Genomic DNA, 12,128 nt, shown 5'->3' on the forward strand with positions numbered 1-12,128 from the left:
AAAAGGATAACCGGAGGTATAGATATATGAAAAAACGTAGAGGTTTGGCTATATTTGGATGGATTTTAATTGTCTCTCTGGCGATAGGTGGTTTGCTGATCAGTGAGATGCCCCTGAAGAGTGCGGTTGCAGATTCTCAGGAGTATCAGGACCTCAGGCTCTTTACAGAGGCCCTCACCATTATAAAGACATCATATGTTGAAGAGGTGAATACACAGGACCTCATCTATGGCGCGCTCAAGGGGATGTTAAGGACACTTGATCCCCACTCAGGCTTTATGCCCCCTGAGGAGTATAAAGAGATGCAGATAGACACCCGTGGAGAGTTTGGAGGCCTCGGCATACAGATAGGCATCAAAAAGGGGATGCTTACGGTTATAGCCCCTATTGAGGATACCCCGGCATGGAAGGCCGGCATCAAGGCGGGTGACAAAATAGTCAAGGTGGATGGTGAGTCAACCAGGGAGATGACCCTTTTTGAAGCCGTCAAGAAGATGCGGGGGCCCAGAGGGACTGCGGTAACCATAACCATAGTGAGGGAAGGATGGAAGGAGCCAAAGGATTTCACCATAACAAGGGATGTAATCAAGATAAAGAGCGTTAAATACAGGGTGGTGGATGACGGCATAGGGTATGTAAAGATCAATCAGTTCCAGGAGAGGACGGCATCGGATCTTTCAAACGCCCTCAAGAAGCTGACGGACAAAAAGATAGACTCCCTGGTGCTTGACCTCAGGAACAATCCCGGAGGGCTGCTGAAGAGTGCGGTGGATGTTACCGAACAGTTCCTTACACCGGAAAAACTTGTTGTGTATATAAAAGGACGTTCTGTAAAAAAGACAGAGTATCTGACCAAGGGAGACCTTCCTTATTATGATACACTGCCGATGATAGTGCTGGTGAATCACGGGAGTGCCTCGGCCTCGGAGATCGTGGCAGGTGCGCTGAAAGACTGGAAGAGGGCGGTATTGCTTGGCGTAAAAACATTTGGCAAGGGCTCTGTCCAGAGCGTTATTCCGCTCAGTGGAGGCTCCGGCCTAAGGCTCACTACTGCAAAGTACTACACCCCCAAGGGTATATCCATACAGAACGAGGGTATTGAGCCTGATATTGTGGTCAAGGTCAAGCCTCAGGACGGTGAGGCTTATCCGGTAATCAGGGAGAAGGACCTGGAACATCACCTCAAAAACGAGCAGAAACCCGAGGAGAAGGAGAAGGAAAAGAAGGAAAAAGAAAAGGAGACCGAGGTGGCTCCACTGCAAGTGGATGAGAAAAATGATGTTCAGCTGCAGATGGCAATAGATCTGCTTAAGGGCTGGCGGATATTTGAGAAAAAATCCCCGGACAGCGAGAAAAATGTCGCGGATAATCTTTGATATAGAGACCATAGGCACTGACTTCGATGCCCTTGACCTGCCACAGCAGGAATATCTCCTGAAATATGCGGAGACAGAAGAGGAGGCCGAGGCAGTAAAGGATAGTCTCGGTCTCTATCCACTTACCGGCGAGATAGTTACAATAGGTCTTATGAATCCGGACACCCTGAAGGGGGTAATATACTTTCAGGCGCCCGGCAAGGGCATTTCCCCCTTTGAGGAGGACGGAGTTCAGTATGAGACAGGTACAGAGAAAGAGATACTCGAGAAGTTCTGGGATGTTATAAAGAGCTATACCCAGTTTGTAACATTTAACGGCAGGGCCTTTGACTGTCCGTTTATCCTGATACGCTCTGCAATGCATAAACTCAGACCAACACGGGAGTTGATGCCGAACAGGTACAACGGTCCGCATATAGACCTCCTGGACCAGTTAACATTTTACGGCGCCACAAGGCGGAGGTTCAGCCTTGATATGTGGTGCAGGGCACTCGGAATCAAGAGCCCGAAAGACGAGGGTATTGCAGGACAGGATGTAAAGAGATTTTTTCAGGAAGGTCACTATGCCGACATAGCCCGGTATTGCGCCAGAGACCTCCTTGCCACCAGGGAGCTGCTTCTTCGCTGGGAAAACTATGTGAAATTCAAACCCGGACCTGCATCCTGAATCACGTTGATGAGCAGTATCCCTGATAGATTCTTCACATCTGCCGAGAGATTTTCAGAAAAGGTAGCCTTTCACTACTTCAAAGAGGAGTGGAAGCAGCTCACCTACCGGGACGTCGCCCATTATACAGTCTCTCTGCTTGGAAGACTGAAGGAAAAGGGGATTAAAAAGGGCGACAGGTTTTTTTTGTCTGCAAGGAACTCTCCCTGCTGGTGCATCTCCTATCTTGCCCTTTCCGCTGCCGGTGCCGTGGGGGTTCCTGTTGACCCTGAGCTCACTGCTTCGGAGATGAGAAACCTTATGATTGATGCTGAGGTGGCCTTTGTCCTTTATGATGATTATACCGGGACAAAGGTTATGGAGGCATCAGAGGGTCTTGTTGTTGAGACATTCGACATAAACGGAATCACAGATTCCACACCCCCAAAGGACGCTGAAATCCCGGCCCCCAATACCCCCCTGACCCCTGACGATATTGCCTCCATCATATATACATCCGGGACCACGGGCAAGCCAAAGGGTGTTGTCCTGACTCACGGCAACTTCTGCTCGGATGCAGATGCCCTGATTGCAGCAGGCATAATCAGTCATGATGACAACATAATCTCGGTCCTCCCTCTTCATCACACCTATCCCTTTATGACCACCTTTCTGGTACCACTCTTTGAAGGGGCAACAGTAACATATCCGCCGGGGCTAAAGGGACCGGAACTCCTCAATGCAGTAAGGGAAAGGGGAGGAACTATCCTTGTAGGTGTCCCCCAACTGCTCGAACTCTTCAGAAACAGGATTTTTCAGGGATTCAGTGAGGTGCCCCTGCTTAACAGGGTATTCCCTTATCTGCTGAAACTCTTCAGTCTCCTGCGGAACAGGTTTAACATAAACCCCGGCAAATATGTGTTCTCTTCAGTTCACGGGAAGTTCGGCAGGCAGTTCAGGTTCTTTGCATCCGGAGGGGCAAAACTCGACCCTCAGGTTATGCAGGACCTGGAGGCGATCGGGTTTACAGTGCTTGAGGGTTACGGCCTCACCGAGACCTCCCCTGTTGTGACGTTCAACCCCCCGCACAGGAGAAAAACCGGCTCTGCCGGCAGACCCCTCAGCAATGTGGAGATAAAAACAAGCAGTGACGGAGAGGTCCTGATAAAGGGGCCGATGGTTATGAAGGGATACTATAAAAACCCCGAGGAGACGGAAAAGGTGATCAGGAATGGCTGGCTGCATACCGGAGACCTTGGTTATCTGGACAGCGAGGGCTATCTCCATATCACAGGCAGGACTAAAGAGGTTATTGTGCTGAGTTCAGGCAAAAACATCTATCCCGAGGATGTGGAGAGGCATTATCAGGGGATTGAATTGATAAAGGAACTATGCGTAGTCGGCACCGGTGACGGGCTGAGCGCAGTTGTAGTACCTGATATGGAGATGGCAAAGAAGATGAAGGTCGGCAACATTTATGAATATCTCAAATGGGAGATAAACGCCCTTTCGATGAAGCTTCCCCCTCATATGAGGCTGAAAGGATTTGTCCTTCATTCTGCCCCCCTGCCGCGAACACCTCTTGGTAAACTGAGGAGGTTTATGGTAAAGAAACTCCTGGAGGAAGAGAAGAGAGAAGCCAAGGCGGAAGTAGATGAAACCCTCCTCGGGGATGAGATTTCCTCAAAGGTCATATCGTCGTTGAGGGAGGTTGCGGGTAAGGATATTGCTGTAGGAAGAACAGACAGCCTGGAGCTGGATATCGGGCTTGACAGCCTCAAGAGGATCGAGCTGGTCGTTGCACTGGAGAGAAACCTCGGCATAAAACTTTACGATGATTTCACCCTTGATGTTCAGACGGTTGAGGAGTTGATAGAAAAGGTAAGAAGCACTGTCAGGGAAGGAGGCCGGAAGAGGGGAGAAGACGTCAGGCTCCTTGATGCAGAGGAGGGTGAGAAGAAGATTGCCGAGAGTCTACTTTCTCAGGGCCTGTATGAAAAGGGACTGCTCTTTATAGTGCTTGGATTCCTGAGGCTCCTGAGCAGGATTTACTTCAGGGTAAGGATCACCGGCATAGAGAACATACCCCAGCCGCCCTTTATTATAGCGCCGAATCATGCAAGCTACCTTGACAGCTTTCTCCTTGCTGCCAACCTGCCCTTCCGGGTTTTTAAATCCCTTTATTTCCAGGGGGCAAGTAAATATTTTGAAGGCCCTTTTATGAGATGGGTTGCTCATTTTGCCCATGTAATACCGATCGACCCGGACACCTCACTCCTGAGTGCTCTGAGGGTGAGTGCCTATCTATTAAAACAGAAGAGGGCACTCTGCATATTCCCTGAAGGCGGAAGGACCTTTAACGGAGAAGTCATGGAATTCAAAAAAGGCATGGCTATCCTCACCGTTGAACTCAATGTACCCGTTGTCCCGGTCTATATCAAAGGAACATTCAAATCCATGCCAAGGGGCAGTAAGTACCCCAAACCTGCACACATTGAGATACACATCGGCCCCCCGGTAGTCCCGGAAACGGATAAAGAGGCCCCTGATCCCCACCAGGCATTTGCCGACAGGGTGAGAGAAGAGGTAATCAAGTTAAAGCCGTAAAGGATTTTATTGAGAGGGTCAGGGTGGGGGTGCTGCCTCCAAAAGACCCTTTGGAAGGCATAGAAGTAGATATACGGATTGCAAAGGTGCTGAATTCATGTTTGAAGAGACCCTCTCCAGAATAGCCGGCTAAAGGAATTCGACGCATCGTCAGATGAAAAAAACTTCCTGAAGACCTTTGAGGGGATATTGAAGGAGATAAAAAGTTGATGTTCTCGTAAAAAGTCCATCACTGTCATTGCGAGGAGCAAAGCGACGAAGCAAATAGTATACGAAAAATATTAAGCTGGAATAAATTTGCACATATGTAAGAAAAATGATAAAATGTAAGAAAAAGATACAGAAGGGGGAGATAATGCCTATTGCAACACTAACATCAAAAGGACAGATGACCATACCAAAAGAAGTAAGAAAAGCCTTAAACCTGAAACCGTCTGAAAAGGTCATCATTGTTGTCGAGGGCGATCAGGCTGTTATTAGACCCCTGCGGGGCAATATCCTTGATATCGGTGGTTCGATAAGGATACCAGACAAGGAGAAGCCCATGGATTTTCATAAAGTGAGAAAAGAGACGAAAAAAAGAGTTGCTAAAGTGGTGGCGGCAGGTAAGTAGGCTATGGAAAAAAAGTTTATTGATACAAACATATTTCTCAGGTATCTAACCAGGGATGACCCTTCAAAATATGATAAGTGCAACAGCCTCTTTAAGAAAGCCATCGAAGGCAAGATAGCACTTGTAACATCAGGGATGGTAATTGCTGAACTGGTATGGACCCTTTCATCTTATTACAGGGTTCCCAAGGCTGATGTTATTGAAAAGATTTCAATCATAGTTAGCACCGAGAGCCTGTATATCCCGGACAGGGATATCATTGCAGATGCCCTTGTCCTTTACAGCAGAAAAAACATCGATTATATTGACGCCTATAATGCTATTTTCATGAAGAATCATGGCGTTTCGGAAATTTATTCATATGATGAAGATTTTAATGCAATTAAAGGAATTAAAAGAGAGGAACCGTAACAGAATTTATAAGTGCGAGAGCTGAAGGGGTGGGGAATTGCAGATTGAGGAATATAGGAGTCTTTATCAACAACTCCTGCACTCTTAATCTCCTGAACTCATGAACGCATGTCGACTACGACACTGGTTGACATAGTGGGTATGGTAAGAAGGTAAAACCAACGTGAAAAATATTGACTTAAAAGTGAAGAAGAAGCAGCATATTAATTTGGTGGTCTCCGTTACCTGAGATTGTACCGGTCTCGATTAGCTGGGACGTGACACTTTGAGTCTATAGACCTTCATAATAAATATCTTGGGTGTATAGGTTGGAAGCCAACTGATAATGTTTGGGTGAAGTGGTTTGACTTATACTTTGTATGCTTTAACTATGTGAAAAGTAATGAACTCAATGAGTTAGAAATAACAGAAGAAAATAATTTGAAAATCAACCAACTATTTTCTTCTCTAATGGACAATAAGCCAAACTATTTTTTATCAAAGCTATCGAGATTACATGCAAACACATAACAAACTCATCCAGAGGACGTTAGCCCTATGAAAAAGGAAGTGAATAAAGAAATAAAAAATTCCCGTACAGGAACGCCCAACGTCTTGTTGGGCTAAAACAATTAAAAAGGACGCGGTAAATGTTTGAACAGACCTTTAAGAATATTGACGACATACTGCATAAAGACGCAGGATGTAGCAGTGAACTGGATTATGTAGAACAAACCTCATGGGTATTATTCCTGAAATATCTTGATGACCTTGAAAAAGATAAGCAAACCAAAGCTGATTTGTCCGGTAAAACATATACACCCATTATAGAATCCGAATTCAAGTGGGATAAATGGGCTGCGCCAAAAACCAAAGATGGAAACCTTGACCACCACAAGGCAGCAAACGGTGATGATTTAAAAGATTTTGTTGATTTGAAGCTCTTTCCATACTTAAAAAAGCTCAAAACATCTTCGGACAGTCCCGATACTATTGAATACAAAATTGGTGAAGTATTCAGCGAATTAAAAAACAAAGTTCAGAGTGGATATAATCTTCGTGAAGTAATAAATCTCGTGGATGAACTCCGTTTCCGTTCCCATAAAGAAAAACATGAAATGTCTCATCTTTATGAAGACAAGATTAAAAACATGGGAAATGCCGGACGAAACGGCGGTGAATATTATACGCCCCGTCCGCTTATTAAAACCATTGTAAAAGTTGTCTCTCCAAAAATTGGAGATAAAATTTATGACGGTGCAGTTGGCTCTGCTGGCTTTTTATGCGAGGCGTTTCAATATCTCCAGGAAAGTAAAGAACTTACTACCAAAGATATGGCGACTCTGCAGAAGGCTACCTTTTACGGTAAAGAGAAAAAATCTCTGGCATACATCATCGGCACTATGAACATGATACTTCATGGTATCGAAGCGCCGAATGTCGTGCATACCAATACCCTGTCAGAAAATATCAGAGATATTCAGGAAAAAGACCGTTATGATGTCATTCTGACAAATCCGCCCTTCGGCGGTAAGGAACGCAAAGAAGTTCAGCAAAACTTTCCCATTAAAACCGGTGAGACAGCTTTTCTGTTTTTACAGCATTTTATTAAGATTTTAAAAGCCGGAGGAAAAGCCGGTGTTATTATAAAAAACACCTTTTTATCCAATACGGATAATGCTTCTATCTCTTTAAGAAAAACACTGCTGGAAAGCTGTAATCTGCATACGATTCTTGATATGCCCGGCGGAACGTTTACCGGGGCGGGCGTTAAAACGGTTGTCTTGTTTTTTGAAAAAGGCGCTCCCACAAAAAAGGTCTGGTATTATCAGCTTAATCTTGACCGTAATCTTGGTAAGACAAATCCGTTGAATGAATATGACTTGGCGGAGTTTGTACAACTGCAAAAAACAAAGACAGATTCTGAAAATTCATGGACGGTTGATATAAAAGATATTGACCAGACCACCTTTGATTTATCGGTTAAGAATCCCAATAAAAAAGATGAAACAGTTTTGAGGGAGCCGAAAGAGATATGGGCTGAAATTGCAAAACTGGACAAGGAAAGCGCTGAGATTTTGAAGAAGGTGAAAGAGTTGGTATGAAAAAAGGATGGGAGTTAAAAAGAATCGGCCAAGTTTGCCTGGTTATTGCCGGACAATCACCGGAAGGAAAATTTTATAATAAAAACTCTACCGGACTTCCTTTTTATCAAGGCAAAAAAGAATTCACCGACAAGTTTATTGGGAAGCCAACAACTTGGACAACAAAAGTAACAAAGGAAGCTATTAAAGATGACATTTTGATGTCTGTTCGAGCACCAGTAGGTCCAGTCAATTTCTCAACTGAAAAAATATGTATCGGGCGTGGTCTTGCGGCAATTAGAAGTAATGGCCAGTTAGATAAAGAATTCCTTTTCAATTTTTTAGTAAAGTATGAAAATGAAATTACGGGTAACACAGGTGCAGTATTTAACTCTATAAATAAATCTCAAATCGAAGCAATAGAAATCCCCATCCCCCCGCTCCCCGAACAAAAACGCATTGTAAAAATCCTCGATAAAGCCTTTAAAGCAATTGACAAGGCAAAAGAAAATGCCGAAAAGAATTTTGCCAATGCCAAAGAGCTGTTTGAGAGTTATTTGAATGGTATTTTCAGCAATCCGGGGAAGGATTGGGAGGAGAAGAGGCTGGGGGATGTGTGTAAAGTTATCGCGGGCCAATCACCAGAGGGTAAATACTATAATAAAAGCGGAGTGGGATTACCATTTTATCAGGGTAAGAGAGATTTCATGGAGAAAATTATCGGTAACCCTACTACTTGGACGTCTGTTACAACTAAAGAAGCTCTCAAGGACGATATCCTCATGTCAGTTCGTGCACCTGTTGGGCCAGTTAATTTTTCTATACAGAAGATTTGCATAGGTCGTGGTCTTGCAGCAATACGAGCAGGAGATGAAATTGACAAAGAATTTCTTTTCCAGTCTCTTATTAAACATGAAAATGAAATAACGGGCAATGAAGGTGCGGTTTTCAACTCAATAAACAAAGCACAAATTGAGGCAATTCAGATCCCCATCCCTCCGCTCCCCGAACAAAAACGCATTGTCTCCAAGCTCGACGCTTTTTCAGCCGAAACAAACCGGCTTGTGAAAATCTATCAACAGAAAATTACTGTTTTGAAAGAATTGAAGGAATCAATACTGCAAAAAGCATTTAAGGGGGAGTTGTAGGTTATGGCAAAGACAATCAATATTGATAATGATAAAAAAGAAATAATTAGAAACCTCCAAAAAGCGGTACAGTCTGCAAATCTGAACTTCCTCTTTGGTTCCGGCTGTTCAACTCCCGTATTGCAAGTCCTTCAAAATATCGAACAAGAAATCGAAAAGCTACGTAGCGAGAATAAAGATAATGAAGCCAATAAAAAGCTCTCCGAATTCTTGGCCTCTTTTTTAGAATCTACAAACATTCTTGTTGAAGACCAATTTATTGAAAAGTGTGAAACAACAGAACAATGCAACTTACTTAAAACATTTCAAAACTATAGGAAATTCATTCAGGCAATTTCAAATATTCTTTTTGAAAGAAAAAGCAACATATTACATAAGCAGGCTACCATATTCACCACCAGCTACGATTTGTTTATTGAAAAAGCGTCTGAATCATTATCCGAATCCGTAATCCTTAATGATGGCTTTAATCGCACTCCATCACTGACAAATTCCTATACATTTTCTCCAAAGCAATTTTTCAACACGGTATTCAATACAGGGAATCTCTATAATTATCAGGTCCAGGTGCCGGTTATCAATCTGGTAAAGTTGCACGGTTCTTTAAACTGGCAGCCAGGAGCAAACACAATTATTCAATCACTATGCTATTTAAAAAAGGCGGACGGATTAAAAGACGAAACAGGCGCTGATAAAATAGCTGAGTTTATTGACCTCTTTTCTCTTGTTCTGCCTAAGAAAGATAAATTCAAAGAAACAATATTAAATCAAACCTATTATGATTTGCTTCGGATTTACACAAACGAATTGGATAGAGAAAACACCCTATTGATAGCCGAAGGTTTTTCATTTGCTGATGAACATATTTTAGATCTGACAAAACGAGCATTAAAAAACCCAACATTAAAATTGGTAATCTTCTGCTTTGATAAAGACCCTAAAGAATACGTAGATAAATTTTCATCATTCAACAATGTGGATATTATTTATTCTGAAAAAGAAAATCTTGATTTCAAAATGTTCAATTCGATTCTTTTAGATATTTTGCCTCAAAAGCCGGATACGCCGGTCGATAAAGTTGAAACAAGGGAGTCTGCCGATGAATGATGCTCTAATAAAAGATGCCGTTCTTCGGGTTGGCGAGGTATCCGGCATTGAAGGGCGGAAGATTTTTATAACTCTCGATAAAAACAAAAACTCCTCAGAGCTTCTTTATGATGGTGATATACTTAAAAATATTTCCGTAGGTAGTTATGTAGAAATTAAAAAAGGATTTCTAAGCATTATAGGGAAAGCGGAAGGCGAAAAACTTGTCGAAGATTCGTTTTCCTACAAAGATAAGGAAAATCAATATCAATACATTGACAAGAACAAACGCACACTTACAGTTACCCTATCCGGATACATTGGAACGGATGGACGTTTTGTCGGAGGGATCAAAGAACTTCCCTCAATTGGAAATGAAGCTTTTATCCTTACCGAAGAGAAAATTCACACCATTCACAATTTGTTAAGAAATGAAACCTCTTTAAAAATCAACATAGCCAAAACTGATATTGAAGAAGTGCCTATCAGTTTTCCTGTCGATGGCCTATTTAACAGTCATATCGCAATTTTTGGGAATACTGGAAGCGGTAAGTCAAACACACTTGCAGCTCTGTATCAAGATATGATAAGTGCATTAAAAAACAAGCCGGGGTTCAAAAATAACTGTCGTTTTTTCATTTTTGATTTTAACGGAGAATATGTAAAATCGGATTGTATTACCAATGAAAAGATTATTTATAATTTAACAACAAAAGATGACAGTAAAGATAAGGTTCCGATGACCTTTGATGAGTTAATGGATGTAGAAACGTTGGCAATTCTGCTTGAAGCGACCGAGAAAACACAAAAACCTTTTTTAAAACGAGCATTACGATATTACAAAAGAGTTAAAGAAAGTACTACAGATAAAGGAGACGATGATTTTGTAAGATATTTCAAAAATATTCTCAAAAAGGATATTAGAAATGTCCTTCAAATGACAAACAAGGATACCGCGTTTAAAATCCTTGATTATTTAGAGGAAATCCTGACATTTTTTGTTGATGGAGATACAGAAAAAGAACTTCGTTCAGACATAGAGTTTCACAATCAATCAAATGGGTTTTTCAAAAAAGGTACATCTATATTTTATTCAACAGATGTAAATGAAATAGATAATACTAACCTACAGAAAGCAGCTGACAGTGCAGATGCAACCTCATTAAACAACATATCAGAATTAAATCAATTCTTCATATTTCTACTTTTACAACTGATTAATGACTTATACCGCTACAAGGTACAGGTTGACCATGTTTTACCTGTAATAAACAGATTTAAAGCAAAGCAGCCAAGCATTGAACGTACTTTTCAAATTGAAGAAGATGCTGACCTTTGGAAAGATAAAAACACCGTTGTTTTAAATCTACATGATGTTAATCTCGATATGCGAAAAACCATTCCTCTTTTGATGGCAAAGCATATTTACAATGAACATAAACGGGAAAACAATAAGAAATCCCTCTCAATTATCATTGATGAGGCTCACAACATTTTATCCAAAACATCATTTCGGGAGACAGAAGACTGGAAAGATTACAGACTTGAGACATTTGAAGAAATAATAAAGGAAGGGCGTAAATTTGGTGTATTTGTAACTATTGCAAGCCAAAGGCCAAATGATATATCAGAAACTATTATTTCTCAGGTTCATAATTACTTTATTCATCAGCTTATCAATCAAAGAGATTTGCAAACTATCGGAAACACAGTTTCTTATATTGACAAAATTACTGAAGAATCAATTCCTACCCTACCAGTTGGAACTTGTGTTTTTAGCGGTATTGCTACACCAATGCCTTTAAAACTTAAAATTTCCGAATTACCAGATAAACAAAAGCCGGATAGTCATACATTGCAATTCGAGATAATAACGGAGGTGTCGGAATGAAAAAATCTAATCTCCCATCCCTCCACCAATCCGAAATCGTCCTCTACACCACCCCTGACGGCACCGTCAAAATCTATACGGTATTCCAAAATGAAACCATCTGGCTGACTCAGGTCAAAATGGCGGAACTGTTTGATGTTAAACGCCCTGCAATCACAAAACACCTGAAAAAAATCTTTGAAAGTGGCGAATTAGACGAAAAAGTGGTTGGTTCCACTTTGGAACATACCACAAAGTACAGATTGATAGGGACAAATTGTCCCCAAGTAAAAACGGAGGTTCTATAA

10 protein-coding genes are annotated in these 12,128 nt (G+C 41.9%); all 10 read left to right on the plus strand.

Going from position 1 to position 12,128, the window contains the following annotated elements:
- Positions 1-26 precede the first annotated feature (26 nt).
- The 10 genes from VST71_12860 (at position 27) to VST71_12905 (ending at position 12,128) form a co-directional block, all read left to right on the plus strand.
- Positions 27-1,376 carry a S41 family peptidase gene (locus VST71_12860; protein ID MEC4686607.1) on the plus strand — a complete coding sequence of 450 codons (1,350 nt, stop codon included), beginning with the start codon at positions 27-29 and terminating at the stop codon, positions 1,374-1,376.
- Complete coding sequence (locus VST71_12865; protein ID MEC4686608.1) at positions 1,357-2,043, plus strand: ribonuclease H-like domain-containing protein; 687 nt, start codon at positions 1,357-1,359, stop codon at positions 2,041-2,043. The genes VST71_12860 and VST71_12865 overlap by 20 nt, the downstream gene beginning before the upstream one ends.
- A gap of 9 nt (positions 2,044-2,052) precedes the next feature.
- Positions 2,053-4,629, plus strand: coding sequence for an AMP-binding protein (locus VST71_12870; GenBank protein MEC4686609.1), 2,577 nt, complete (start codon positions 2,053-2,055; stop codon positions 4,627-4,629).
- A gap of 355 nt (positions 4,630-4,984) precedes the next feature.
- Positions 4,985-5,242, plus strand: a complete 258-nt coding sequence (locus VST71_12875) for an AbrB/MazE/SpoVT family DNA-binding domain-containing protein (GenBank protein ID MEC4686610.1) — start codon at positions 4,985-4,987, stop codon at positions 5,240-5,242.
- Between the two features lie 3 nt (positions 5,243-5,245).
- Complete coding sequence (locus VST71_12880) at positions 5,246-5,653, plus strand: PIN domain-containing protein (protein ID MEC4686611.1); 408 nt, start codon at positions 5,246-5,248, stop codon at positions 5,651-5,653.
- 629 nt (positions 5,654-6,282) lie between these two features.
- Entirely contained in the window at positions 6,283-7,737 is a 1,455-nt protein-coding gene (locus tag VST71_12885; protein ID MEC4686612.1) for an N-6 DNA methylase, read from the plus strand.
- Positions 7,734-8,864 carry a restriction endonuclease subunit S gene (locus VST71_12890; GenBank protein MEC4686613.1) on the plus strand — a complete coding sequence of 377 codons (1,131 nt, stop codon included), beginning with the start codon at positions 7,734-7,736 and terminating at the stop codon, positions 8,862-8,864. The genes VST71_12885 and VST71_12890 overlap by 4 nt, the downstream gene beginning before the upstream one ends.
- Positions 8,865-8,867: 3 nt before the next feature.
- The gene (locus VST71_12895; GenBank protein MEC4686614.1) at positions 8,868-9,971 is read left to right on the plus strand and encodes an SIR2 family protein; all 1,104 of its coding nucleotides are present in this window, start codon (positions 8,868-8,870) and stop codon (positions 9,969-9,971) included.
- Complete coding sequence (locus tag VST71_12900) at positions 9,964-11,841, plus strand: DUF87 domain-containing protein (GenBank protein ID MEC4686615.1); 1,878 nt, start codon at positions 9,964-9,966, stop codon at positions 11,839-11,841. The genes VST71_12895 and VST71_12900 overlap by 8 nt, the downstream gene beginning before the upstream one ends.
- Positions 11,838-12,128 carry a hypothetical protein gene (locus tag VST71_12905; protein MEC4686616.1) on the plus strand — a complete coding sequence of 97 codons (291 nt, stop codon included), beginning with the start codon at positions 11,838-11,840 and terminating at the stop codon, positions 12,126-12,128. Before VST71_12900 ends, VST71_12905 begins: the two co-directional genes overlap by 4 nt.

This window comes from Nitrospirota bacterium (assembly GCA_035873375.1).
In the GTDB taxonomy this organism is placed as follows: Bacteria; Nitrospirota; Thermodesulfovibrionia; order Thermodesulfovibrionales; family JdFR-85; genus BMS3Bbin07.

Coding starts and splice junctions, on each gene's coding strand:
- VST71_12860 (MEC4686607.1), top strand. CDS start 27: ATGAAAAAACGTAGAGGTTTGGCTATATTTGGATGGATTTTAATTGTC.
- VST71_12865 (MEC4686608.1), top strand. CDS start 1,357: ATGTCGCGGATAATCTTTGATATAGAGACCATAGGCACTGACTTCGAT.
- VST71_12870 (MEC4686609.1), top strand. CDS start 2,053: ATGAGCAGTATCCCTGATAGATTCTTCACATCTGCCGAGAGATTTTCA.
- VST71_12875 (MEC4686610.1), top strand. CDS start 4,985: ATGCCTATTGCAACACTAACATCAAAAGGACAGATGACCATACCAAAA.
- VST71_12880 (MEC4686611.1), top strand. CDS start 5,246: ATGGAAAAAAAGTTTATTGATACAAACATATTTCTCAGGTATCTAACC.
- VST71_12885 (MEC4686612.1), top strand. CDS start 6,283: ATGTTTGAACAGACCTTTAAGAATATTGACGACATACTGCATAAAGAC.
- VST71_12890 (MEC4686613.1), top strand. CDS start 7,734: ATGAAAAAAGGATGGGAGTTAAAAAGAATCGGCCAAGTTTGCCTGGTT.
- VST71_12895 (MEC4686614.1), top strand. CDS start 8,868: ATGGCAAAGACAATCAATATTGATAATGATAAAAAAGAAATAATTAGA.
- VST71_12900 (MEC4686615.1), top strand. CDS start 9,964: ATGAATGATGCTCTAATAAAAGATGCCGTTCTTCGGGTTGGCGAGGTA.
- VST71_12905 (MEC4686616.1), top strand. CDS start 11,838: ATGAAAAAATCTAATCTCCCATCCCTCCACCAATCCGAAATCGTCCTC.